The sequence below is a fragment of the Halomonas sp. HG01 genome (genome assembly GCF_000968715.2).
Lineage (GTDB): Bacteria > Pseudomonadota > Gammaproteobacteria > Pseudomonadales > Halomonadaceae > Halomonas > Halomonas halophila.
The window spans coordinates 3,643,461-3,666,044 of record NZ_CP022134.1 but is presented as its reverse complement, the minus strand read 5'-3'; the positions used below and the strand labels follow the sequence as shown (position 1 = coordinate 3,666,044).

At 69.3% G+C, this 22,584-nt stretch carries 22 protein-coding genes and 1 pseudogene; 9 read left to right on the top strand and 14 right to left on the bottom strand.

What is annotated here, in order from left to right; all coding sequences use genetic code 11:
• Positions 1–20: 20 nt before the first annotated feature.
• Positions 21–209 (top strand): annotated as a pseudogene (locus tag UN84_RS17315) (IS481 family transposase); the annotation flags it as partial.
• Positions 210–286: 77 nt separating this feature from the next.
• On the opposite strand, the gene UN84_RS17310 reads toward UN84_RS17315, so the two are convergent.
• The 4 genes from UN84_RS17310 to UN84_RS17295 form a co-directional block, all read right to left on the bottom strand.
• Positions 287–961 (bottom strand): RES family NAD+ phosphorylase, encoded by a 675-nt coding sequence (locus UN84_RS17310; RefSeq protein ID WP_046078085.1) that lies wholly within the window; start codon positions 959–961, stop codon positions 287–289.
• Between the two features lie 4 nt (positions 962–965).
• The gene (locus UN84_RS17305) at positions 966–1,367 is read right to left on the bottom strand and encodes an MbcA/ParS/Xre antitoxin family protein (RefSeq protein ID WP_046078084.1); all 402 of its coding nucleotides are present in this window, start codon (positions 1,365–1,367) and stop codon (positions 966–968) included.
• Between the two features lie 208 nt (positions 1,368–1,575).
• The gene (locus tag UN84_RS17300) at positions 1,576–3,723 is read right to left on the bottom strand and encodes a methyl-accepting chemotaxis protein (RefSeq protein ID WP_173835034.1); all 2,148 of its coding nucleotides are present in this window, start codon (positions 3,721–3,723) and stop codon (positions 1,576–1,578) included.
• 275 nt (positions 3,724–3,998) lie between these two features.
• Positions 3,999–4,427, bottom strand: coding sequence for a host attachment protein (locus tag UN84_RS17295; protein WP_046079037.1), 429 nt, complete (start codon positions 4,425–4,427; stop codon positions 3,999–4,001).
• Between the two features lie 299 nt (positions 4,428–4,726).
• On the opposite strand from UN84_RS17295, the gene UN84_RS17290 reads away from it, so the two are divergent.
• Positions 4,727–5,215, top strand: a complete 489-nt coding sequence (locus UN84_RS17290; RefSeq protein ID WP_046079036.1) for a hypothetical protein — start codon at positions 4,727–4,729, stop codon at positions 5,213–5,215.
• A gap of 91 nt (positions 5,216–5,306) precedes the next feature.
• On the opposite strand, the gene speE is transcribed toward UN84_RS17290, so the two are convergent.
• From speE to hemE, 3 genes are all read right to left on the bottom strand, one after another.
• Entirely contained in the window at positions 5,307–6,203 is an 897-nt protein-coding gene (gene speE / locus UN84_RS17285) for a polyamine aminopropyltransferase (RefSeq protein ID WP_046079035.1), read from the bottom strand.
• Between the two features lie 69 nt (positions 6,204–6,272).
• Positions 6,273–6,656 (bottom strand): VanZ family protein, encoded by a 384-nt coding sequence (locus UN84_RS17280; RefSeq protein WP_046079034.1) that lies wholly within the window; start codon positions 6,654–6,656, stop codon positions 6,273–6,275.
• Complete coding sequence (hemE, locus tag UN84_RS17275; RefSeq protein ID WP_082090876.1) at positions 6,649–7,725, bottom strand: uroporphyrinogen decarboxylase; 1,077 nt, start codon at positions 7,723–7,725, stop codon at positions 6,649–6,651. Before hemE ends, UN84_RS17280 begins: the two co-directional genes overlap by 8 nt.
• 137 nt (positions 7,726–7,862) lie before the next feature.
• Here hemE and ribA point away from each other — a divergent pair, with 137 nt between their 5' ends.
• The 3 genes from ribA to UN84_RS17260 all read left to right on the top strand — a co-directional run bounded on the left by ribA (position 7,863) and on the right by UN84_RS17260 (position 9,740).
• Complete coding sequence (gene ribA / locus UN84_RS17270; protein WP_035599739.1) at positions 7,863–8,498, top strand: GTP cyclohydrolase II; 636 nt, start codon at positions 7,863–7,865, stop codon at positions 8,496–8,498.
• A 115-nt stretch (positions 8,499–8,613) separates the two neighbouring features.
• The gene (gene trhA / locus UN84_RS17265) at positions 8,614–9,285 is read left to right on the top strand and encodes a PAQR family membrane homeostasis protein TrhA (protein WP_046079033.1); all 672 of its coding nucleotides are present in this window, start codon (positions 8,614–8,616) and stop codon (positions 9,283–9,285) included.
• A gap of 164 nt (positions 9,286–9,449) precedes the next feature.
• Positions 9,450–9,740: a hypothetical protein gene (locus tag UN84_RS17260; RefSeq protein ID WP_046079032.1), complete on the top strand. Its 291-nt coding sequence runs from the start codon at positions 9,450–9,452 to the stop codon at positions 9,738–9,740.
• A gap of 125 nt (positions 9,741–9,865) precedes the next feature.
• Here the strand turns inward: UN84_RS17260 and UN84_RS17255 are convergent, their stop codons facing one another.
• Both UN84_RS17255 and UN84_RS17250 read right to left on the bottom strand, forming a co-directional pair.
• Positions 9,866–11,245 carry a heavy metal sensor histidine kinase gene (locus UN84_RS17255; RefSeq protein ID WP_046079031.1) on the bottom strand — a complete coding sequence of 460 codons (1,380 nt, stop codon included), beginning with the start codon at positions 11,243–11,245 and terminating at the stop codon, positions 9,866–9,868.
• A complete protein-coding gene (locus UN84_RS17250; protein WP_046079030.1) occupies positions 11,245–11,916 on the bottom strand; it encodes a heavy metal response regulator transcription factor in 672 nt (223 codons plus the stop codon). The genes UN84_RS17255 and UN84_RS17250 overlap by 1 nt, the downstream gene beginning before the upstream one ends.
• Positions 11,917–12,057: 141 nt before the next feature.
• On the opposite strand from UN84_RS17250, the gene uraH reads away from it, so the two are divergent.
• Positions 12,058–12,465, top strand: coding sequence for a hydroxyisourate hydrolase (uraH, locus tag UN84_RS17245; RefSeq protein ID WP_046079029.1), 408 nt, complete (start codon positions 12,058–12,060; stop codon positions 12,463–12,465).
• An 82-nt stretch (positions 12,466–12,547) separates the two neighbouring features.
• Here uraH and UN84_RS17240 read toward each other — a convergent pair whose 3' ends face one another.
• The 5 genes from UN84_RS17240 to UN84_RS17220 all read right to left on the bottom strand — a co-directional run bounded on the left by UN84_RS17240 (position 12,548) and on the right by UN84_RS17220 (position 18,217).
• On the bottom strand, positions 12,548–14,092 hold the full coding sequence (locus UN84_RS17240; protein WP_046079028.1) for a Na+/H+ antiporter NhaC family protein: 1,545 nt from the start codon (positions 14,090–14,092) through the stop codon (positions 12,548–12,550).
• 172 nt (positions 14,093–14,264) lie between these two features.
• Positions 14,265–15,032, bottom strand: a complete 768-nt coding sequence (djlA, locus tag UN84_RS17235; RefSeq protein ID WP_046079027.1) for a co-chaperone DjlA — start codon at positions 15,030–15,032, stop codon at positions 14,265–14,267.
• Positions 15,029–17,005, bottom strand: a complete 1,977-nt coding sequence (gene dxs / locus UN84_RS17230) for a 1-deoxy-D-xylulose-5-phosphate synthase (protein WP_046079026.1) — start codon at positions 17,003–17,005, stop codon at positions 15,029–15,031. The genes djlA and dxs overlap by 4 nt, the downstream gene beginning before the upstream one ends.
• 35 nt (positions 17,006–17,040) lie before the next feature.
• On the bottom strand, positions 17,041–17,928 hold the full coding sequence (gene ispA, locus UN84_RS17225) for a (2E,6E)-farnesyl diphosphate synthase (protein ID WP_046079025.1): 888 nt from the start codon (positions 17,926–17,928) through the stop codon (positions 17,041–17,043).
• Positions 17,915–18,217 carry an exodeoxyribonuclease VII small subunit gene (locus UN84_RS17220; RefSeq protein ID WP_035599268.1) on the bottom strand — a complete coding sequence of 101 codons (303 nt, stop codon included), beginning with the start codon at positions 18,215–18,217 and terminating at the stop codon, positions 17,915–17,917. The genes ispA and UN84_RS17220 overlap by 14 nt, the downstream gene beginning before the upstream one ends.
• A gap of 282 nt (positions 18,218–18,499) precedes the next feature.
• Between UN84_RS17220 and serA the strand changes: the two genes are divergently transcribed.
• The 3 genes from serA (at position 18,500) to UN84_RS17205 (ending at position 22,521) form a co-directional block, all read left to right on the top strand.
• Positions 18,500–19,750 carry a phosphoglycerate dehydrogenase gene (gene serA, locus UN84_RS17215; protein WP_046079024.1) on the top strand — a complete coding sequence of 417 codons (1,251 nt, stop codon included), beginning with the start codon at positions 18,500–18,502 and terminating at the stop codon, positions 19,748–19,750.
• A gap of 154 nt (positions 19,751–19,904) precedes the next feature.
• A complete protein-coding gene (trhO, locus tag UN84_RS17210; protein WP_046079023.1) occupies positions 19,905–20,885 on the top strand; it encodes an oxygen-dependent tRNA uridine(34) hydroxylase TrhO in 981 nt (326 codons plus the stop codon).
• 286 nt (positions 20,886–21,171) lie between these two features.
• Entirely contained in the window at positions 21,172–22,521 is a 1,350-nt protein-coding gene (locus tag UN84_RS17205) for an 8-oxoguanine deaminase (RefSeq protein WP_046079022.1), read from the top strand.
• Positions 22,522–22,584: the final 63 nt, after the last annotated feature.

Below are 22,584 nucleotides of genomic sequence, written 5' to 3'. Positions count from 1 at the left end.
ACGTGCTGGCGACCCGGCGCTATACCTCAGGCGAGGATCTGGAGCAGACGCTCAAACGCTACGCTTGGCTGTACAATCACCACATCCCTCAGAAGGCGCTGCATCATCAATCACCGATTGCAGCGATGAAGGAATGGCAGGCCAAGCGGCCGGAGTTATTCACCAAGCGGGTAGTCAATCACACGGGACCCGACACCTATGTCAAATAGTGAGATCACCTTTGCGACTCAACTACCGTCAGGCGGGCACTTCCCCATCTGCAATATCCAGCCATATTCATCTGACCTCACCGATGCTCGGACACCTCCAGCACATGGGTGATGGCCTGCTGCCGACCGTCCCACAGATAGCGCAGGTGCGGCCCCTGAACCGGGATGCTGAGCGCGGGCGGCCGGAAGATGGCGGCGCACTCGTGACCGGTATCGCGAACGCTTCGATAGAGCAGCCCATAGGCTCCTGCCTCCCGCTTCCGGACGGCGAAGGCCTGCGCTTCGCCGTAACGAGCAGGATCGGGATCATGCAAGGCGTCATGCCCCTGCCGAATGTCTTCCAGCTCCCGGGTAATGGCGTTGATATAGGTGCGCATGGTGATCTCGACCGTGCCTTCCCGGGTGGCGGCCAGGAACTCGGCGAGATGGAAGCGCGTCTCGGCGATGGCGGTATCCAACCGGCTCGCGCAGTAGTAGACCCCGAAAGTGCCGTCACTGAAGCGTGAACGCCTGCCGATATGGGTAAAGGCGGCCATGACGGGCGTCGAGCCCGGCCCCGAGATGCGATCCTCGGGAGGCACGCGGGCCAGCTCACCGGCCTCCTCGAGCAGCCTGTCGTTGGTCATGCCCTCGATGGCGAAGGCGAGCTCCAGGTCATCGGGGGCGAGGGTATCCTCGAACACGTCGATCGGCGGGAAGGCGCTGTTGATGACGCGATAGGCGTTGCCCCAGTCAGGCAGCACGATCGACATTGCCTCACCCCCGGACGGCATCGAGATAGCGGCGCGTGTCCGCCAGGTCCACCACGCGGCCCTGCAGCATGTACGCCAGGGCCGACCGGCCGTTGAACGGCGCCGCGGCATTGGGCTTGTGCACCCACTCGTAAGATTTTTCCGGGCTGTTGCTGAACAGGATGCGCAGCGCCTTGTGGATGCCCATCAGGTAGGAAATCCGCTCCATGGTGTCGCGAGGCAGGCGCACCTCGGGCAGCTTGCGGTACTTGTGATAGGTGGTCGCGCCGATGCCGCCCAGCAGGTTCCGCTGCTCGGCGGCGGAACAGCCCCAGGCCTGCATGATGTTGAAGAAGAACTTGAGAGCGACACGCCCGGCCTCCGGGGTCTGGGTGGCAGGGCGTTCCTGTACCGGGGAAGCCGTCATCGCGTGATCTCCCTTGGCGCGCTAGAAAAAATTTCACATATGTAGATTAAACCGTTTCTTCTTCTTATGCGAAGAGTGCAGTGGATGCTCCCTTGGCGTCGTACGGCGAATATCTATAAATGCTTTAAAAACATAACATTAGAAACGAAAAGCCCGGCACATGGCCGGGCTTTTCCGTTCAGGAGAGGGGGCGAAAGGCTCCGACACCTCAGGCCGGCTCTTCCTCCCTGTGCGTGTGCGGCAGCGCCGCGGGGCGTGCCTGACCACCGCCGAGGGCCGGGGCGCCGCCGGTGGAGCGCTGGGCCAGGGTGAAGCCGCCGACCAGATCGGCGAGATGCTCGGCCTGGGCCTTGAGGTGCTCGGCGGCGGTGGTGGACTCCTCGACCAGGGCGGCGTTCTGCTGGGTCATGTTGTCCAGCTCCGAGACCGCCACGTTGACCTGGCCGATGCCATCGCTCTGCTCACCGGTGGCGCTGGTGATCTCGCCCAGCACGTCGGCCACGCGAGTGACGCTCTGCACCAGTTCCTCCATGGTCTCGCCGGCAACCTGCACCTGGCGCTCGCCTTCCTCGGTGCGGGTCGCCGAGGTGTCGATCAGCTCGCGGATCTGCTTGGCCGACTCGGCGCTGCGGCTGGCCAGCTGGCGCACCTCGCCGGCCACCACCGCGAAGCCGCGGCCCTGCTCGCCGGCCCGGGCCGCCTCCACCGAGGCGTTGAGCGCCAGCAGGTTGGTCTGGAAGGCGATGCTGTCCATCATCTTCACGATCTCGGCGATCTGGCGCGACGACTCGGTGATGCCCTGCATGGTCTCGCGCACCTGGCCCATGGCCTCGCCGCCGCGACGCGCCACCTCGCTGGCCGAGCTGGCCAGGCCGCTGGCCTGTCGCGAGGAATCCGCGGTCTGCTCGACGGTGCCGGTGATCTCCTCCATCGAGGCCGAGGTCTGCTGCAGGCTGGAGGCCGCGTTCTCGGTGCGCCGCGACAGGTCCTGGCCGCCCTGGGCGATCTCGGTGGCCGCCACGTTGACCGACTCGCTGCTGTCGCGCACGTCGACCAGCACGTCGTTGACCTTGTCGGCGAAGGCGTTGAACTGGCGCGCCAGCTCGGCCTTCTCGTCGCGGCCGCGGATCGGCAGCCGGCGGGTCAGGTCGCCGTCGCCGGAGGCAATCTCGCGCATGCGATCGGCCAGGTGACGCAGCGGGCGGGCGATGCTGCTGCCCAGCAGCCAGCTTGCCAGCAGGCCAAGGCCGGCCACGATCAGGCCGACCAGGGTCATGCCCCAGAAGTCGGCCTGGCGCTGGTCGGCAAGCTGCCCCTCGAGGCGATTAAGCCCTGCCAGCACGGCGCTCTCGGGCAGGCGGATCGCCAGCACCCAGGGGTCGGGCACATCACCGACGGTAAAGGGGCGATAGAGCTCGAAGCGGCCCGCTTCCTCGTCGAAGCGATAGACCGTCTCGCCGTTGGCGGCGGCGGCCAGCGGCTCGCGGGTCGATTCATCCAGCGAGTCGGCGGCCGCGCGTCCCAGCGCGTCGGGCGCCTGGGTGGCCGCGGAGAGAATGCCGCGCGAGGCCACCAGTGCCATGTCGCCCACGCCGTCGTAAAGCCCCTGGTTGGCCTCGGTGAGCAGGCCCTGGAGAAAGGCCACGTCGAAGTCCACGCCGGCCACGCCGCGGAACTCACCGTCGACCTGGATCGGCACGTTGAAGGAGGTGACCAGCTTGCGCTCGCCGTCGTAGTCGTAATAGTGCGGATCGATGATGCAGGTGCGCCCGGTCTCCTTGGGGCACAGATAGTACTCGCCCTGGCGGATGCCCAGATCGTCGAGCTCCTCGCTCTCCATGCCGTCGCCCAGCGCGAGCACCCGGATATCGCCGTCGGCGGTGCGATACCACCAGGGCATGAAGCGGCCGTCGTCACCGTAGCCGCCGTCCTCGATGTCGGCGAAGTAGGCGTCGGCACCGAAGGCGTCAGGCTCCCAGCCGATGAAGGCGTCGAGCAGGTCGGGATTCTCGACCACGGCGTCGCGGGTCAGGTGGGAGAGCTCGCGACGCCCCATGGTCAGACGCGGCCGGCCCTCGTCGTCCTGCTTGCCCATCAGGGCGTTGGTGTTGGCCAGGCCGCGGGCCACCGCCAGGGCACCCTCGAGCTCGCCCTGGATCTCCTCGCTGCGGGCCTCGGCCAGCGCCCGCAGGCGCTGCTCGGCGTTCTCCTCCAGCAGCTCGCCGGCCTGATCGGCCACCAGCGCCTGGGAGCGTGAGGCGGACACGGTGGCATAGCCGACCAGCACCGCCGCCACCAGCAGGATGCACAGCCCTACCAGCAGGGCGACATGGGTACGCAGGGACTTAAACTGCATGGCCGGCCTCCTGGCGTTCTGGCGAAGAGGCGCCGGTGAGGCGGACGCTCGGCAGGGGTCGGCGAGGTGGCCGGGCCACCCCGCGCATCGGGACATGAGGGGTCATGGGAACTCTCGCGTATCGGGACAAGGAAGTGCGATGCCGGCGCGTGGCCGCGCCGAGCCATTGTTCGTTGTGACGACGCGGGATAACGCCGTTCCCTGCCCCTATCGGCAAACCGCCCGGAGACTTGACGTCCCCGGGCGGAAAACCGTTGCCGCGTGTCGCCGCCGGCTCAGCGCAGGTCGCTCACCGCCTCGCGAATGTCCTCGACGCTGGCCTTGGTCAGATCCTTGGCCAGGGAGTGGATGACCGTCTTGGCGGTGGGGCCGTCGAGCTTGTCGCGCAGCAGCCCCAGGAAGCGCGGCGGCGCCACCAGGATCAGCTTCTCCAGGGTGTTCTCGACCCGCGCCCGGTAGAGGCGGTCGGCCACCTCACGGGCGAACAGGACCTCGTGATGGTCGGAGGCCGTGCTCTCGCCGCCGGCGGAACGGGCGGCGGTGGCGGACGATTCGTGCACGTCGCCTTCGCGGTCGGTCACCAGGTCGCCCTCGTGCAGGCGACCCTCGGCGTGCACCAGGCTGTCCTTCTCTTCCAGCTGTAGGGCGTCGCGGGTGAACACCCGGGCCCTGGCGGCATCGGCCACCACGATATAGGTCGTCATAGTCGCTCCTTGCCAACGCGGTGAATGAGCGGGAGGAAGACTCCGTTCCCATCCCCACAGCATTGGCAAGCAGACGCCCAGCGTCAAACGGCGACACCAGGAGCGAGAGCGATCGAATGACGTCGGCCGAAGGCCCGGGATTTGCAATAGATCAGCGTCAAGCCCGACAGGCTCCCAGGCGTCGGCATCCGCGGACACTGCCGCGCGGCCGCCGGCTGGGATAGGATGCCGCCCTCGCCGGCACGGAGCGCCGGCACGACTACCCGGCCTCCCGACGGCCGACTCCCGGAGGACTCGATATGCGCCATTTCCTGTTCCCGCGGCATCCCCTGCCGCGCCGCACCCTGCTGTTCTGCCACGCCGTCCTGCAGCTCGGCCTGCTGGCGGCCGGTGGCCTGTGGCTGGCGCCGCACACGCCCTGGCTGGCCGAGACCGACTGGCGCTCGGCCTGGCCGACGCTGGCCCTGGGCGGCGGCGCGACGCTGCTGGCCATGGTCGCCCTGCGCCTGCTGGCCGAGCTGTGGCTGCTGCCCCATCACCTGGCTGCCCAGCGCGCCGGCTTCCCCGCCGGTTCGGTGGTCACCCGCTCGATCGAGCGCCGCCCCGCGGTCCACGACCGTGAACAGGCCCGGGTAGCCGGCGGCCGCGAGGTCGACGCCGAGGACGCGGTGCTGAGCCCGGCCCGGGTGGCACGCCAGGCGCCGCCACCGCGCCGTCACGACGAGCCGAGCCTGGACCTGGCCGGCGGCCACGCGGAACCGGCCCCCGCCAACGAGCCGCGGCTGTAGGCGCTGTCTGCCGCACAGCGGTCGCCCCGCCCTGAAACGACGAACCCCGGCCTTGGCCGGGGTTCATTGCTATGAGCGCTACACGCCAGCGTCAGTCGTCCAACAGCCGCCGCATGAAAGGCGGCAGCGCCAGGGCGCCGCGATGGGCCTCGACGGTGTAGTAGTCGAGCGGCATCTCGCTGGCCGCGGCCTCCACCTCGCGGAAGGTGGCCACATCGGTCGCCTTGCCGGCCAGGGTCACGCTCCACCAGCCGGAGGGATAGACCGGCTGCGGGAAGGGCAGCGTGGCCACGCTATCGAAGCCGGCCTCGCGCATGTCATGGCGCAGCTCGCGGATGATGCTGCCGCTGTGATAGAGCGGCGACTCGCTCTGCTGCACCAGCACGCCGCCCGGGCGCAGCACGCGATGGCAGCGGCGCAGGAAGTCGGTCTTGAACAGGCCCTCGGCGGGGCCCACCGGGTCGGTGGAGTCGATGATCAGCACGTCGATGCTGTCGTCGTCCGCCTCCTCGATCCACTTCACTCCGTCGGCGAAGCGCAGCTCGGCGCGCGGGTCGTCGTTCGACGCGACGAGCGCCGGGAAGAAGCGCTCGGAGGCCCGGGTCACTTCCTCGTCGATATCGATCTGGGTGACCTTCTCGACCCCCGGATGGCGCAGCACCTCGCGCAGGGTGCCGCAGTCGCCGCCGCCGATGATCACCACGCGCTTCGGGTCGGCGTGGGTGAACAGCGCCGGGTGGGCGATCATCTCGTGGTAGAGGAAGTTGTCGCGGTCGGTCAGCATCACGCAGCCGTCGAGCACCATCAGATTGCCGAAGGTCGCGGTGGCGTAGACCTCGAGGTACTGATAGGGACTCTGCACCTCGTGCAGCTTCTCGGACACCTTCAGCGAGAAGGCGCTGCCGTGGCTGTCGAAGACTTCGGTGAACCAGCCGGAATCAGCGGAATTGAGGCCAGCGTCGGGGCCGGTATCAAGAGAGGAGCTCATCGGAAACCCTCAGGATGACGAGTAAAAGGAAACCATGACCGCCGCGGCGGCCGGCAGAAGCGTCAGCATCTAGCGCATGATACGGCGGCGAAGCCCCCACAGCACCAGCACGGCACAGCCGGCGCCCAGGGCGTTGGCCAGGATATCGGCGGGATCGCCGCCGAAGCGCCCGGGCACCGAGATCTGCGCGAACTCGATCGCCACGCCGAACAGCGCCGCCGCCGCGAAGGCCAGTGTCAGGCGCAGCCCGGCCAGCCCGCTCAGCCCGGCGATGGCGGCATAGCCGAGGAAGTGGTTGAGCTTGTCCCAGGGCAGCGAGCGCGGCAGCGCATCGCCCGGCACCAGGCTGCCCCAGGCCACCGTCAGCGCGGCGGCCAGCGCCAGCCCGGCCCACAGGCGGCGCCGGTCGTGCCAGCGCCGCAGCAGGGCGGTGAGCCGAGCCGGCTCAGTCATGGGCGATGCGTTGATGATAGGCCGGGCTCAGCTCGTGCAGGGCGTCCATGAAGGCGCTGACGTGATCCGGGTCGGTGAACTGGCTGATGCCGTGACCGAGGTTGAACACGTGGCCGGGGCCCTCGCCGTAGCTGTCGAGGATGCGCGCCACCTCGGCGCGGATCGCCGACGGCCGCGAGAACAGCACGTTGGGGTCCAGGTTGCCCTGCAGGGCGACGCGATGGCCGACCCGCTCCCGGGCGACGGACAGCTCGGTGCTCCAGTCCAGTCCCAGGGCATCGGCGCCGGAGGCCGACATCTCCTCGAGCCACTGGCCGCCGTTCTTGGTGAACAGGATCACCGGCACCTTGCGACCCTCGTGCTCGCGGATCAGCCCGGCGACGATCTGCTCCATGTAGCGCAGCGAGAACTCCAGGTAGGCCGGCGTCGAGAGCGCCCCGCCCCAGGTGTCGAAGATCTGCACCACCTGAGCGCCGGCGCGGATCTGGGCGTTGAGGTAGTCGGTGACCGCGTGGGCCAGGGTGTCGAGCAGCCGGTGCATGGTATCCGGCGTGTCGTAGAGCATCGCCTTGACGTGGCGGAAGTCCTTGCTGGAGGCACCTTCCACCATGTAGGTGGCCAGCGTCCAGGGGCTGCCGGAGAAGCCGATCAGCGGCACCCGGCCGCCCAGCTCGCGGCGGATGGTCGAGACCGCGTTCATCACGTAGTCGAGGTCGCGCTCGGCGTCGGGCACGGTGAGCGCGTCCACCGCCTCGGCGGTGCGCACCGGCTTGCGAAACTTGGGTCCCTCGCCGGTCTCGAAGTAGAGCCCCAGGCCCATGGCGTCGGGGATGGTGAGGATGTCCGAGAACAGGATGGCGGCATCCAGCGCATAGCGCTCCAGCGGCTGCAGGGTGACCTCGCAGGCGCGATCGCGATCGCGACACAGGTCCATGAAGCTGCCGGCCTGGGCCCGTACCTCGCGGTATTCCGGCAGGTAGCGGCCGGCCTGACGCATCATCCACACCGGGGTGCGGTCCACGGGCTGCCGCGCCAGGGCGCGCAGAAGGCGATCGTTCTTGAGTTCCATGCGGGCGCTCATCCACGGAAAATGTGGCGACATTGTACCCCATCGGAACCGCACGGGCTGCTCGTGAGCCCGTCATCGTCCTGATAGAATGCGGGAATACCCATCGGCCACGCCATGGTCATGCATCGAGGTACACCGTGACGATTCGCTACATCGCCGCCTCCCGGCTGCCCACTCCCTGGGCCACCTTCACCATGCACGGCTTCGAAGACGAGGCCACCGGCAAGGATCACATCGCCCTGACCCTGGGCGACGTCGACGATGGCGCGCCGGTGCTGGGCCGTGTGCATTCCGAGTGCCTGACCGGCGACGCCCTGTTCTCGATGCGCTGCGACTGCGGCTATCAGCTGCAGGAGGCGCTCAAGCGCATCGCCGCCGAGGGCCGCGGCGTGCTGCTGTATCTGCGCCAGGAAGGCCGCGGCATCGGCCTGCTCAACAAGATCCGCGCCTATCACCTGCAGGACCAAGGCGCCGACACCGTGGAAGCCAACGAGCAGCTCGGCTTCGATGCCGACCTGCGCCGCTATGACCTCTGCCTGCCGATGCTCGAACGGCTGGGCATCGGCGCGCTCCGGCTGATGACCAACAACCCGCGCAAGGTCGATGCCCTGACCCGGGTCGGCGTCGAGGTCAGCGAGCGGGTCAGCCTGACCACCGGCCTCAACCCGCACAACGAGCACTACCTCTCCACCAAGGCCGGCAAGCTCGGCCACATGATGGCCCTGGACGACTTCACCCAGGCCAGCGACGTGGATATCGAACGCAAGTCCTAGGCGCTGCCCGAGCCGCGTCTGCGCTCGCCGACGTTCGGACACCGTCTCAGCGGAGTGAACTGACGGGAACCTCCCCTTCGACGCCGCCGTCGAAGGACAAAGGGAGGTGCCCGTCATGCCTCGACCCTCGCCCCGCGACGACCCCGGCTATTCGCTCCTCGAGGAGCTGCTGCACAGCGTCAGCCATGGCGTGGGCGCGCTGCTCAGCGTCGCCGGCCTGGTGACGCTGATCGCCCTGGGCAGCCGCGAGCTGAACGACGGCCCCTACAAGCTCACCGCGGTCTCCCTCTACGGCACCACCCTGGTGCTGCTCTACACCGCCTCCACCCTCTATCACGGCACGCGCCATCCCGGCCTCAAGCGCGCCTTCCGCATGCTCGACCACTGCGCGATCTACGCCCTGATCGCCGGCACCTACACGCCCTTCCTGCTGGTCAACCTGCGCGACTCCGTCGGCACGCCGCTGCTGGCGGTGATCTGGACCCTGGCCGTGGCCGGCATCGGCCTGAAACTCATGCGTCCCTTCACGCTGGGCGGCCTACACATGGGCAACTACCTGCTGATGGGCTGGCTGATCGTGCTGGCCGCCGGTGAACTGCCCACCGCCTTCACCGCCACCGGCCTCGCGTTGCTGGTCGGCGGCGGGCTGACCTACTCGCTGGGCCTGGTGTTCTTCGCCGTCCGCGCCATCCCCTTCAACCACGCGGCCTGGCACCTGTGCGTGATGGGCGGCAGCGCCTGCCACTTCGCCGCCGTGGTCGTCGACGTGCTGCCCTATTCGGGCTGACGCCCCATCCATTCGACATCGTCGGATAGGCCGATCTTATCGCTGCCATAGCTAAATGTGTCTTTGATTACATTTAGCATGCTACTATTGTTCTCCACATCGAACGGCCCGGGACACACCGGATGCCACACGTACCAGATACCGATTCGAGAGAGGAGTCCCCCATGAAGACCAAGATGATCGCCGCCAGCCTGCTGCTCGCCGCCCTGCCCCTCGCCGCCCAGGCCGACAACGCGTCCGAGCGCGCCCTGACGCTGAACCAGCAGCCGCTGTCCACCGCTTCCGCCCAAGGCGCCGCGGCGCAGGACGCCAGCCAGGAAGACGTCGTCGCCACCTGGGGCGCCAGCGAGGCCATGGCCCAGGCGCGCCTGCGGCTGAACGCTCGCCAGCAGCAGACCCACATCGCCTCCAGCGACAATGCTACCGAGCTGGCCCGCCAGGCCACTCAGGGCTGAGGAAGGAACCTCGCCCCCGGCCGTCCGCCGCTAGCCTGATCGCGACCGCATCCCGGCGTCCCGATGCAAGAAGCCCCCGACCTCGGTCGGGGGCTTTTTTGTGCTGGCACAAGCTGCCAGAGCGCTCAGTTGGCGGCTCGACCGCCGTCCACCGGCAGACTGAGCCAGAAGACGGTAGCGGCCGCGTCGCTTTCGCACCAGGCCTCCCCGCCGTGCAGCTGCGCCACGGAGCGCACGATGGCCAGCCCCAGGCCGCCGGTGCCCGCCGGCCGCGACCGTGCCGGATCACCGCGATAGAAGCGCTCGAAGAGCCGCTCCCGCTCCGCTTCGGGAATCGGCGCCCCGTGGCTGACCACCCCGATGCGCAGCCACCCGTCCTCCGCGAGCGATACCAGCCGGATCTCGGTGCCGCCGTCGCCATGGCGCAGCGCGTTGTCGATCAGGTTGGCGAGCGCCCGGCGCAGCAGGTCGAGGTTGGCCGTCACCCGCCCCTGCGTGCAGTTGATCAGTGCGCGGCCATCGTCCTCGGCCATGCCCTCGAAGTAGTCGCACAGCGGCTCGACCAGCGCCCGCAGCTCGATCGCCTCACGCGGCAGCGTCCTCGACGGCTGCTCGGTGCGCGCCAGGAACAGCATGGTCTCGATCATGCGCGAGAGGCGCTCGTACTCCTCGACGTGGGAACCCAGCAGCTGGCGATATTCTTCCGGCGAGCGTTCCCTCTGCAGCGCCTGCTGGGTCGCCCCCAGCAGGTTGCCCAGCGGCGTGCGCATCTCGTGGGCCAGGTCCTCGGAGAAGCGCGACAGCTGGGCGAAGCCCTCCTCCAGACGCGCCAGCATCTGGTTGAGCGCGCGGCTCAGCTCGCGCAGCTCCGCCGTCTCGTCGCTGGCCTCCAGCCGCTGATGCAGGTGCGCCACGTCGATGGTGCGCGCCCGCTCGGCCAGCCGCCTGACCGGGCGCAGCCCGCGCCGGGCGACAACCCAGCCCAGCCCGCAGGCCAGCACCGCGCCCGCGCCCATGGCGAGCCACAGTCGCAGCCGATAGGCGGCCAGCATGCGCTCGCGCTCGTCGAGCGTCTTGCCAGCCACCAGGGTCAGGCGGCGCCCGTCGTGCTCGACGCTGCGCCAGGCCAGCCGCGTCGATGCGACGGCGGGATGCTCGCCGAGCCGTCCCTCCGGGGCCGGCGGCAGCGCGGGCACCGGCAGGCCCGGCGGGTTGACCTCGATCAGCGGCGCGCCTCGGGCGTCGAGCATCCACAGCAGGCTCTCGCGATTGCCCAGCATGTTGGCGTAGAGCAGCGGCCGGCGGCGCAGCGCCGCGATGCTCTCGCCGTCGTCCAGCAGCGCCTCCATGCGCTCGAGACGGCCCTGCAGCATCCGGTCGTCGCGCCAGGCGATCTGCTGGCCCAGGGCGTGATAGAGATAGGCCCCGAGGCCGCCGAGCAGCAGCAGGGTCACCAGGGCGAAGAGCAGCGACAGCCGCAGCGACAGGGAGGCGGGCACGCGCATCACGGGCGTTCCTCCAGCACGTAGCCCATGCCGCGCTCGGTGTGGATCAGCCGGCGCGGGAAGGGATCGTCCACCTTGGCCCGCAGCCGCCGCACGGCCACCTCGACCACGTTGGTGTCGCTGTCGAAGTTCATCCCCCATACCTCGGCGGCGATCAGGGTCCGCGACAGCACCTCGCCCTCGCGCTCGAGCAGCAGCTGCAGCAGGGCGAACTCCTGGTTGGTCAGCGACAGCCGCGACTCGCCCCGGGTCACCCGCCGCTTCAGCACGTCCATGTGCAGGTCGGCCACCTGGAAGCGCTCCCGCTCGCGGGGTGGGCCACGGCGCAGCAGGGTCCGCACCCGGGCCAGCAGCTCGACGAACGAGAACGGCTTGACCAGGTAGTCGTCGGCACCCAGCTCCAGCCCCTTGACCCGATATTCCACGGCGTCCCGAGCGGTCAGGAACAGCACCGGCACCTGGCTGCGGCGCCGGATCAGGCGCAGCAGCTCCCAGCCGTCGAGACCCGGCAGCATGACGTCGAGGATGATCAGGTCGAAGTCGGCCTCCTCGATCAGGTGGCGGCCGTCCAGCCCGTCCCGGGCCACCTCGACCCGATAGCCGGCCTCGCCCAGCCCCCGGGCCAGGTAGTCGGCGGTCTTGCTCTCGTCCTCCACCATCAGGATGCGCATCGATCGGGCCCTCGTGAAATGACGCCACAGGCTAGCCCGTCGCGCGCGGGCTGCCCATTACAAAGTCGTCATCTCGCCGTCAGGGAGGCGACGGCGAGGCGCTGTCAGGCTGGCGTCTCCATCCCCACAGGAGATTCTCCCATGCGCCTTTCCCGAACGCTGATCGCCGCCCTCGGCCTGTGCGCCGCCGCCCCGGCCCTGGCCGCCGACAATCCGCTCAGCGTGCACGTGCTCGACATCCAGTCCGGCCAGCCGTCCCCGGGCGTCGAGGTCCAGCTCGAGCAGCGCACCGAGAGCGGCTGGGAGGCCCTGGCCACCGGCACCACCGCCGAGTCGGGCCGCATCTCGGCGCTCTATCCCGACGGCCGGGCCTTCACCCCGGGCGTCTACCGCGTGACCTTCGAGACCGGCGACTGGTTCGCCGATCACGACACCCGGACCTTCTTCCCCGAGATCCCGGTGCCCTTCGAGGTGACCGACACCGACCAGCACTACCACATTCCGCTGCTGCTGAGCCCCTACGGCTATTCCACCTACCGCGGCAGCTAGGCGGGGCCGGCCCCGAACGCAAGAAGCCCCCGACCGAGGTCGAGGGCTTCTTCGCATGTGGACGTGCGAGCGCTCGGCGGGGTCAGGCACCGGCCCGCTCGGCCGACAGGCCCCAGCAGCGACGCAGCACCAGGGCCGTGGCCACCATCGCGACGGCACCGGTGGCCCCGCCGATCAGGGCGCTGCCGGACAGGCCGGCGACGAAGAACGCCAGGATGCCGGCCAGGCCCGCGGTGATCGCATAAGGCAGCTGCGTGCGCACGTGATCGATGTGGTCGCAGGACGACCCCGCCGAGGACAGGATGGTGGTGTCCGAGATCGGCGAGCAGTGATCGCCGAAGATGCCGCCGCTGAGCACCGCCGCGATGGCCAGCGCCAGCGGCAGGTCCATGGCCATGGCCACCGGCATGGCGATGGGGATCAGGATGGCGAAGGTGCCGTAGGAGGTGCCGGTGGTGAAGGCCACCAGGGCGCCGATCAGGAACAGCAGCACCGGCACCAGGCTCGGCGCGATGCTGGCCTCGGCCAGGGTCACCAGGTAGTCGGCGGTGCCGAGCTCGGTGGTCACGCTGCCGATCGACCAGGCCAGGGTGAGGATGATGTAGACCAGGGTCATGCTCTTGATGCCGTCGACCACGATCTCCATGGCCTCGCGGAAGTCGAACAGCTTCTGGGCCATGCCCATGACGAGCCCCACGGCCACCGCCACGAAGGTGGCGATCAGGATCGACTGGCCGCCATCGGCCTCGCCCACGGCAGTGACCAGATCGTTCTCGGGGTAGCCACCGGTCCACAGGAACAGCGGGGGAATCATCCCCACCAGCACGCCGATCGGCACCAGCATGTTGCGCTTGCGGGCCTGGTGTTCCGGCACCGAGACCATCTCCTCGACATCGTGGCCGGAAGGCGGGTTGGCGCCCTCGGCCATCACCTCGCCGGTGGTACGGGCGCGCTGCTCGGCCCGGGCCATCGGGCCGTAATCGCCCTGGGTGACGACCAGGAAGACGATCAGCCCCAGCGCCAGCCAGGCGTAGAAGTTGAGCGGGATCGACGACAGGTAGATCAGGTACTCGGAGCCCTCGAGCCCCATGGTCGTCAGCTGGGTGCCGATCAGGCCCATCACGAACACCACCCAGGTGGAGACCGGCCCCAGCAGGCACATCGGCGCCGAGGTGGAGTCCACGATATAGGCCAGCTTCTCGCGGGACACCCGCAGCCGGTCGGTGATCGGCCGCATCACGCTGCCCACGGTCAGGGCGTTGAAGTAGTCCTCGAAGAAGATCAGCACGCCAAGCCCGAGGGTGGCGCCCTGGGCGCCGCGCCGGGAGGCGACCCGGGCGGAGATCGCGCGGGCGATCGCCTGGGCGCCGCCGGTGCGCTGCAGCACGCCGATCAGCACGCCGAACAGGCCGCAGTAGATCAGCACCGTGACGCTCCATTCGTCGCCGACGCTGGGAATGATGAAGTCGCCGAAGCTGTTGTAGAGGCCGGCCGCGGGGTTGCCGCCCGCCAGCATGGTGGCGCCCAGCCAGACACCACAGAACAACGCCGGAATGACGTTGCGCGTCACCAGCGCCAGCAGGATAGCCAGCACGGGCGGCAGGAGGGAAAAGGCTCCGAATGACATCAGGGGAATCTCCGGGATCGTCGTGTCGCTCGCCGCGGTCACGGCGAGGCGCCGCGCATCCTAGGGGGCGCGGGACGATCCGGCAAGCACGATCTCGCCTCCCGGCCGATGCACGAAGCCCCCGACCGAGGCCGAGGGCTTGTGGTGATGGTGCCTGGTGAGGTGCGTGCGGTCAGGCAGCGGCGCGGGCCTTGCGGATGCGCTCGTAGGCGTTGCCGATCTCGCTGGTGCGCTCCTTGGCCACCTCGCGCATGCTCTCCGGCATGCCCTTGGCGGCGAGCTTGTCGGGGTGGTTCTCGCTCATCAGACGGCGATAGGCCTTCTTGATCTCGGCGTCGCTGGCCTCGGACGACACGCCCAGCACCTGGTAGGCCTCCTCGAGGGTCGGCCCGGACTCGGCCGCGGCGCCGGCGCCACCGCCGCCGCGGAGCATCGCCTCGATGCGGGCGATCTCCTCCTCGGAGCAGCCCAGGCCGCGCATCACCCGCATCAGCATCTCGTGCTCGGCGGGGTGCATCTGGCCGTCGGCGGCGACCGCCGCCAGCTGCACCTGCAGGAACACCTGACGCAGCGCCGGCTGGGCGCCGACGATCTGGCGCACCTTGGCCAGCTCCGCGTCCAGATCGAAGTCCGCCGCCTTGCCGCGGGTGAAGTCGGCCCGGGCCTTGGCGCGCTGCTGCTCGTTGAGGCGCAGGCGGTCCCACAGGGTGCGCGAGGCCTCGAGCTCGTCCTCGGAGACCCGGCCGTCGGCCTTGCACAGGCAGCCCATGACCGCGAAGGTCGACTCGAGGAACTGCGCCTGGATGCCGGCCAGCTTGCCGAGCATGCTCTTGCGCAGGCGGCGCGCCAGCCAGTAGCCCAGGCCGCCGCCGACCAGCAGCCCGATGGGGCCGCCGACCAGGAAGCCCAGCAGGGCGCCGATGAAGATCATCATTCTCATGGGGCTTCTCCCGATTCGGTCGCATCGCCCGCCAGCCGGCGGCGGATCGCCGCCTCGATGCCGTCGGCGTCGAGGCCGCACTCGGCCAGCAGCTCGGCGGGCTTGCCGTGTTCGACGAAGGCGTCGGGCAGCCCCAGGTTGAGCACCGGCACACGCTGGCTCTCCGCCATCAGCAGCTCATTGACGCCACTGCCGGCGCCACCGGCGACCACGTTCTCTTCCAGGGTCACCAGCAGGTCGTGCTCGGCGGCGGCGGCCAGCACCGCCGCGCGGTCCAGCGGCTTCACCGAGCGCATGTTCAGGTGGCTGGCGTCGAGTCGCTCGGCCACCTCGGCGGCGGGGCCGTTGAGGCTGCCGAAGGCCAGCAGGGCGACCTTCGGGCCCTCGCCGCCGGCGCGCCGGCGGGTCTGCGCCTCGCCGATGGCGAGCGGTTCCAGGTGCTCGGGCATCTCGCTGCCCGGGCCGGTGCCGCGCGGATAGCGCACCGCCGCGGGGCCGTCGTGATGGTAGGCGGCACTGAGCATGGCCCGGCACTCGGCCTCGTCGGCCGGCGCCAGCACCACCAGGCCCGGCACGCAGCGCAGGAAGGACAGGTCCATGGCGCCGTGGTGAGTCGGGCCGTCCTCGCCGACCAGGCCGGCGCGGTCGATGGCGAAGGTCACGTCCAGTTCCTGCACCGCCACGTCGTGGATCAGCTGGTCATAGCCGCGCTGCAGGAAGGTGGAGTAGATCGCCACCACCGGCTTCATGGCCTCGCAGGCCATGCCGGCGGCCAGCGTCACCGCGTGCTGCTCGGCGATCGCCACGTCGAAGTAGCGCTCCGGGTATTCCTGGGAGAAGCGAATCAGGTCAGAGCCCTCGCGCATCGCCGGGGTGATGCCGATCAGCCGCTCGTCCGCCGCCGCCATGTCGCACAGCCAGTCGCCGAAGACGTTGCAGTACTTTTTAGGTTTGGGTTTGGGCTTGGGTTCCGGCTCGGGCGCAGGCGCGGGCGCCGGCTTGAGCGGCGGCGGGGTGTCCTTCTTCTCCGGCTCACCCTTTTCCAGTTTGGTGATGGCGTGGTAGCCGATGGGGTCGGCCTCGGCGGGCAGGAAGCCGCGGCCCTTGCGGGTCTTCACGTGCAGGAACTGCGGGCCGTCCATGTCGCGCATGTTGCGCAGGGTGTGGACCAGCGTCGGCAGGTCGTGGCCGTCGATGGGGCCGATATAGTTGAAGCCCATCTCCTCGAACAGCGTGGCCGGGCTGACCATGCCTTTCATGTGCTCCTCGGTGCGCCGCGCCAGCTCCAGGGCGCCGGGCAGGTGCGAGAGCACCTTCTTGCCGCCCTCGCGCATGCTGGTGTAGGGCTTGCTGGCGAGGATGCGCGCCAGATAGCTGGCCAGGCCGCCGACGTTCTCGGAGATCGACATCTCGTTGTCGTTGAGCACCACCAGCAGATTGGCGTCGACGTGGCCGGCGTGAGCCAGGGCCTCGAAGGCCATGCCGGCGGTCAGGGCGCCGTCGCCAATCACCGCGCAGGCGCGGCGGTTCTCGCCGCGGGCCCGGGACGCCAGCGCCATGCCCAGCGCCGCGGAGATCGAGGTGCTGGAGTGGCCGACGCCGAAGGTGTCGTACTCGGACTCGGCGCGCCGCGGGAAGGCGGCCAGCCCGCCGTACTGGCGGATGCCGGTCATGGCCTCGCGGCGCCCGGTGAGAATCTTGTGCGGATAGGCCTGGTGGCCGACGTCCCACACCAGACGGTCGTGGGGCGTTTCCAGGGCATGATGCAGCGCCACGGTGAGCTCCACGACGCCGAGGCCGGCGCCGAAGTGGCCGCCCGAGACGCCCACGCTGTAGAGCAGGTAGGCGCGCAGTTCGTCGGCCACCCGGGCGAGCTGGGCGTCGTCCATGGCACGCAGGGCGGCCGGCGTTTCCAGGGTGTCGAGCAGCGGCGTGGCCGGACGCTCGCGCGGAATGTCATCGAACAGCTTCATGAAGACTCTATCTGTCAGGGCGGCCGGAGGCCGCCTCAGTGGTCACGCTCGATCATGTATCGGGCCAGCTCGGCCAGGGGCGCGGCGGCTTCGCCCAGCGGCGCCAGCGCCGCCACGCCTTCCTCGACCAGCTCATCGGCCCGGGCGCGGGCGCCCTCGAGGCCCAGCAGGCTCGGGTAGGTGGGCTTGGCGCGGGCGGCATCGGCGCCGGAGGCCTTGCCCAGGGTAGCGGTATCGCCGGTGACGTCGAGCACGTCGTCGTGGACCTGGAAGGCCAGGCCGATGGCCTCGGCGTAGCGTTCCATGGCAGCCAGCCGGGGATCGTCCTCGGTCACCGCGACCAGTCCCCCCAGGCGCACCGCGGCGCGGATCAGCGCGCCGGTCTTGTGGCGATGCATGGTGGCCAGCGCGGTGACGTCAGGGTGGCCGCCCACCGCGGCGAGGTCCAGCGCCTGGCCGGCGACCATGCCGTCACGGCCGGCGGCGTGGGCCAGGGTGGCGATCATCGCCGGCAGCCGCGGATGGGCGGTCTCGGCCAGCACCTCGAAGGCCAGCGCCTGGAGGGCGTCGCCGGCGAGGATCGCCGTGGCCTCGTCATAGGCGCGATGCACCGTGGGCTGGCCACGGCGCAGATCGTCGTCGTCCATCGCCGGCAGGTCGTCGTGGACCAGCGAGTAGGCGTGGACCAGCTCCATGGCCGCGGCCGGGGCGTCCAGCTCGGTATCGGCGGCGCCCAGGGCGCGGCCGGCGGCGTAGACCAGCACCGGCCGCAGCCGTTTGCCGCCGACCAGCACGCCGTGGCGCATCGCCGCCTCGAGGCGGGCATCGGCGACCGCCGGGCGGGCGAAGAGCGTCTCCAGGCGGGCATCGGCCCGTGCGCGATCGGCGGCCAGTCGCGCCACCAGAGTGTCAGCGTTCACCATCGTCCTCCGCGGGCGGGGCGAAGGGCTGCAGGTCGATGCCGCCGCCCTCGCCTTCGGTCAGGGTACGGACCTTGAGTTCGGCCTCGTCGAGGCGGCGCTGGGCGTCACGGGTCAGGCGCACGCCTTGCTCGAAGGCGTCCAGCGAACCCTCCAGCGTCAGTTCGCCGGACTCCAGCCGCTCCACCAGCGCCTCCAGGCGCTCGACGGTCGCGGCGAAGTCCGCCGGCGCGGACTCGTCACTGGTCCGGCCATCGGCCTCGTCCGGGGGACGGCTTTGCTGTTCCGCCATGGCTTTCCTCGTCGGTCGCTCCCACCATGAGGGCGACAGTATACACGCTCCCCCCCGGGGGTCGTCTGCCCCGAGCATCCCGGCCGACGGTCCCGCTGCGCGCCTCATCATGCACGTAGCTCAAGTCGGCGACGCAGCATTTTCATCCTGGGATTTCCGCTCTGTGGTAGCATGAGCCACCTCATTTCGAGCCGACAGCGGTTCAGGCTTCCGCCCTTCCGGAGGGCTCCAGCACCGGCCTGAGCGGTATGCGGCGCGCACCGTAGAAGGGTTGATTCGACCATGGCCAAGACGTCCCTGGACAAGAGCAAGATCAAGATCCTGCTGCTCGAGGGCATCCACCAGAGCGCGGTGGACCACTTCCTCAACGCCGGGTACACCAACATCGAGCACCTGCCGACCTCGCTGGACGAGGAAACGCTGATCGAGAAGATCCGCGACGTCCATTTCATCGGCCTCCGCTCCCGTACCCAGCTCAACGAGCGCGTGTTCAGCGCCGCCGAGAAACTGGTGGCCGTGGGCTGCTTCTGCATCGGCACCAACCAGGTCGACCTGGACGCGGCCCTGGTGCGTGGCATCCCGGTCTTCAATGCGCCCTACTCCAACACCCGCTCGGTGGCCGAGCTGGTACTGGCCGAATCGATCATGCTGCTGCGCGGCATCCCCGAGAAGAGCACCCGTGCCCACGAGGGCGGCTGGCTGAAGTCGGCCAGGAATTCCCACGAGGCTCGCGGCAAGGTGCTCGGCATCGTCGGCTACGGCAGCATCGGCGCCCAGCTCTCGGTGCTGGCCGAATCGCTCGGCTTCGACGTCATCTACTACGACGTGGTGACCAAGCTGGGCATGGGCAACGCCCGCCAGGTGGGTAGCCTCGAAGAGCTGCTGGCCCGCGCCGACATCGTCAGCCTGCACGTGCCGGACCTGCCCTCCACCCGCTGGATGATCGGCGAGGAGCAGATCGCGCTGATGAAGCCGGGCAGCATCCTGATCAACGCCTCCCGCGGCAGCGTGGTGGTGATCGAGGCCCTGGCCGAGGCGCTCAAGGCCGGCCGCCTCAACGGCGCCGCCGTGGACGTCTTCCCGGTCGAGCCCAAGGGCAACAACGAGGAGTTCGTCAGCCCGCTGCGCGGCCTGGCCAACGTCATCCTCACCCCGCACATCGGTGGCTCCACCCTGGAGGCCCAGGAGAACATCGGCATCGAGGTCGCCGAGAAGCTGGTGACCTACTCCGACAACGGCACCACCATCACCTCGGTCAACTTCCCCGAGGTGGCGCTGCCGTCGCATCCGGGCAAGCATCGCCTGCTGCACATCCACGACAACGTGCCGGGCGTGATGTCCGAGATCAACAAGGTGCTGTCCGAGAACGACATCAACATCCTCGGCCAGTACCTGCAGACCAACGATCGCATCGGTTACGTGGTGATCGACGTCAACAAGGACTACGGCCAGAAGGCGCTGGATGCCCTGAGCCAGGTCGCCCACACCAAGCGCGTGCGGGTGCTCTACTCCGAGACCAGCTTCGAGGGCTGATCGCCCGCAAGCGCGTCTCGCCCCGCTGACGACCCCGGCCCCGCGCCGGGGTCGTCGCGTCCGGGCCCGGGATGCGCACGCGTCGGCGGAGGGGTAGAATGCCGCCACCCCAACCCGGTCCGTCCTTTGCGAGGACGACAACCAGGAGATCACCATGACCGCACCTCAGACCGCGGGGGGCATCGTCGTTGCCGCCCTGTACAAGTTCGTCACCCTCGACGATTTCGAAGACCTGCGCGAGCCCCTGCGCCAGGCCATGCTCGAGCACGACGTGAAAGGCACCCTGCTGCTGGCCCGCGAGGGCATCAACGGCACCGTGTCCGGCACCCGCGAGGGCATCGACGCCCTGCTCGCCTGGCTGGCCCGCGACCCGCGCCTGGCCGACGTCGATCACAAGGAATCCTTCTGCGACGAGCACCCCTTCTATCGCACCAAGGTCAAGCTCAAGCGCGAGATCGTGACCATGGGCGTGGACGGCGTCGATCCCAACGACACCGTCGGCACCTACGTCGATCCCGAGCAGTGGAACGCGGTGATCAACGACCCCGAGGTGCTGGTGATCGACACCCGCAACGACTACGAGGTCGCCATCGGCTCCTTCGAGGGCGCCGTCGACCCGCAGACCAAGTCGTTCCGCGAGTTTCCGGAGTACGTGAAGGCGCACTACGACCCGAGCCGCCACAAGAAGGTGGCGATGTTCTGCACCGGCGGCATCCGCTGCGAGAAGGCCTCCAGCTTCATGCTCAACGAGGGCTTCGAGGAGGTCTTCCACCTCAAGGGCGGCATCCTCAACTACCTCGAGAAGGTGCCCGAGGACGAATCGATGTGGCGCGGCGACTGCTTCGTGTTCGACAACCGCGTGACCGTGCGCCACGACCTCAGCGAGGGCGAGTACGACCAGTGCCACGCCTGCCGCATGCCGATCTCCGCCGAGGACCAGCAGGCCGAGACCTACGAGCCCGGCGTCAGCTGCCCGCACTGCTTCGACTCGCTGCCGGAGAAGACCCGCGCCGCCGCCCGCGAGCGCCAGAAGCAGATCCGCCTGGCCAAGGAACGCGGCGAGCCGCATCCGCTGGGCCGCGATCCGAGGCAGATGAAAGCCACGGCCCGGCAGACCGACGACGACACCCACTGAGCCGTCACGGCGCCCCGTACGCCGCCGGCCTTGCCTCTCGCCACCGCCGCGTCCTCGACGCGGCGGTTTTTTTGGCCGGGCGAAAACGCCCGGCTCCGTTAGACTCTCTAAGACTTTCGTCGTGAGACGGGCTCGACAGCGCCCCGGGTTGTACACAATACTGTTCTGGCATGCGACACAGACGCCGTACACAACACAACAAAGGCACCTGAACCAAGACTCCGCTCCGATGCCTGACGGGGCTTGGGTAACCCTTTGTTGTCCACCGCACCCTCGGGAGGACAACATGACCGCCAATGCCCAGACCCTGTGGATTCGCCACCCGCGTGCCTGCAGCGATCCCGCCGCCGCCGGCGGAGTGGTGATCCGCAACGAGCGCATCGTCGAGGCCGTGCCGGCGGGTGCCACGCCCGCCACGCCGATCGATGCCAGCTTCGACGCCTCGCAGCACGTGCTGCTGCCGGGCCTGGTGAACACCCACCATCACTTCTATCAGACCCTGACTCGCGCCTATTCGCCGGCGCTGAACAAGGAGCTGTTCCCCTGGCTGACGACGCTCTACGACGTCTGGGCCAACCTCACCGAGGAGCAGCTGGAAGTCGCCAGCGAGCTGGCCATGGTCGAGCTGCTGATGAGCGGCTGCACCACCGTGGCCGACCATCACTACGTGTTCTCCGGCGCGCTGACGAACGCCATCGACGTCCAGGTGGCGACCGCCCGCCGGCTCGGCGTGCGCGCCGCCCTGACCCGCGGCTCGATGAGCGTGGGCCGCGACGACGGCGGCCTGCCGCCGCAGTCGGTGGTGCAGGACGAGCGCACCATCCTCGACGAGAGCGCGCGACTGATCGACGCCTATCACCAGCGCGGCGACGGCGCCATGACCACCATCGCCCTGGCGCCCTGCTCGCCGTTCTCGGTGAGTCGCGAGCTGATGCAGGAGAGCGCGCGGCTGGCCGAGGCCAGGGACGTACGCCTGCACACCCATCTGGCCGAGACCGAGGACGAGACCGCCTACTGCGAGCGGCTGTTCGGCATGCGCCCGCTGGACTATCTGGAGGCCACCGGCTGGCTCTCGTCGCGCACCTGGCTGGCCCACGGCATCCACTTCGACGACGGCGAAATCGCCCGGCTCGGCGCCGCCGGCACCGGCATCGCCCACTGCCCGTCGTCGAACATGGTGCTGGGCTCGGGGCTGTGCCGCACCCTGGAGCTGGAGGCCGCCGGCTGCCCGGTGGGCCTGGCGGTGGACGGCTCGGCCTCCAACGACCATTCCAACCTCGCCGAGGAGATGCGCCAGGCGCTGCTGCTCGGCCGGCTGCGCTACGCGCCGAGCGAGGTCAGCCACGACGACGTGATCCGCTGGGCGACCCGCGGCTCGGCCGGCTGCCTGGGCCGCGACGACATCGGCGGCCTGGCGCCCGGCCAGCAGGCCGACCTGGCGCTGTTCCGGCTCGACGAGGCCCGCTTCTCCGGCGCCGAGAATCCCGTCGCCGCCCTGCTGCTGTGCGGCGCCCACCGCGCCGACCGGGTGATGGTCGCCGGACAGTGGCGGGTGGCCGAGGGCCGGCCACTGGGCGTCAACCTCGACGACCTGATAGCCCGCCACGACCGCGCGGCCCGGGCGCTGAGGGCGTAGCGAACGGTAAACCGTAAAGCGACAGGACACATCACAGGGTTTCCGCTTCAACAACGACAACAG

Bases quoted from the DNA above. Each gene is read 5' to 3' on its own strand.
- UN84_RS17310 (WP_046078085.1), bottom strand. From the start codon at position 961: ATGTCGATCGTGCTGCCTGACTGGGGCAACGCCTATCGCGTCATCAAC.
- UN84_RS17305 (WP_046078084.1), bottom strand. From the start codon at position 1,367: ATGACGGCTTCCCCGGTACAGGAACGCCCTGCCACCCAGACCCCGGAG.
- UN84_RS17300 (WP_173835034.1), bottom strand. From the start codon at position 3,723: ATGCAGTTTAAGTCCCTGCGTACCCATGTCGCCCTGCTGGTAGGGCTG.
- UN84_RS17295 (WP_046079037.1), bottom strand. From the start codon at position 4,427: ATGACGACCTATATCGTGGTGGCCGATGCCGCCAGGGCCCGGGTGTTC.
- UN84_RS17290 (WP_046079036.1), top strand. From the start codon at position 4,727: ATGCGCCATTTCCTGTTCCCGCGGCATCCCCTGCCGCGCCGCACCCTG.
- speE (WP_046079035.1), bottom strand. From the start codon at position 6,203: ATGAGCTCCTCTCTTGATACCGGCCCCGACGCTGGCCTCAATTCCGCT.
- UN84_RS17280 (WP_046079034.1), bottom strand. From the start codon at position 6,656: ATGACTGAGCCGGCTCGGCTCACCGCCCTGCTGCGGCGCTGGCACGAC.
- hemE (WP_082090876.1), bottom strand. From the start codon at position 7,725: ATGGAACTCAAGAACGATCGCCTTCTGCGCGCCCTGGCGCGGCAGCCC.
- trhA (WP_046079033.1), top strand. From the start codon at position 8,614: ATGCCTCGACCCTCGCCCCGCGACGACCCCGGCTATTCGCTCCTCGAG.
- UN84_RS17260 (WP_046079032.1), top strand. From the start codon at position 9,450: ATGAAGACCAAGATGATCGCCGCCAGCCTGCTGCTCGCCGCCCTGCCC.
- UN84_RS17255 (WP_046079031.1), bottom strand. From the start codon at position 11,245: ATGCGCGTGCCCGCCTCCCTGTCGCTGCGGCTGTCGCTGCTCTTCGCC.
- UN84_RS17250 (WP_046079030.1), bottom strand. From the start codon at position 11,916: ATGCGCATCCTGATGGTGGAGGACGAGAGCAAGACCGCCGACTACCTG.
- uraH (WP_046079029.1), top strand. From the start codon at position 12,058: ATGCGCCTTTCCCGAACGCTGATCGCCGCCCTCGGCCTGTGCGCCGCC.
- UN84_RS17240 (WP_046079028.1), bottom strand. From the start codon at position 14,092: ATGTCATTCGGAGCCTTTTCCCTCCTGCCGCCCGTGCTGGCTATCCTG.
- djlA (WP_046079027.1), bottom strand. From the start codon at position 15,032: ATGAGAATGATGATCTTCATCGGCGCCCTGCTGGGCTTCCTGGTCGGC.
- dxs (WP_046079026.1), bottom strand. From the start codon at position 17,005: ATGAAGCTGTTCGATGACATTCCGCGCGAGCGTCCGGCCACGCCGCTG.
- ispA (WP_046079025.1), bottom strand. From the start codon at position 17,928: ATGGTGAACGCTGACACTCTGGTGGCGCGACTGGCCGCCGATCGCGCA.
- UN84_RS17220 (WP_035599268.1), bottom strand. From the start codon at position 18,217: ATGGCGGAACAGCAAAGCCGTCCCCCGGACGAGGCCGATGGCCGGACC.
- serA (WP_046079024.1), top strand. From the start codon at position 18,500: ATGGCCAAGACGTCCCTGGACAAGAGCAAGATCAAGATCCTGCTGCTC.
- trhO (WP_046079023.1), top strand. From the start codon at position 19,905: ATGACCGCACCTCAGACCGCGGGGGGCATCGTCGTTGCCGCCCTGTAC.
- UN84_RS17205 (WP_046079022.1), top strand. From the start codon at position 21,172: ATGACCGCCAATGCCCAGACCCTGTGGATTCGCCACCCGCGTGCCTGC.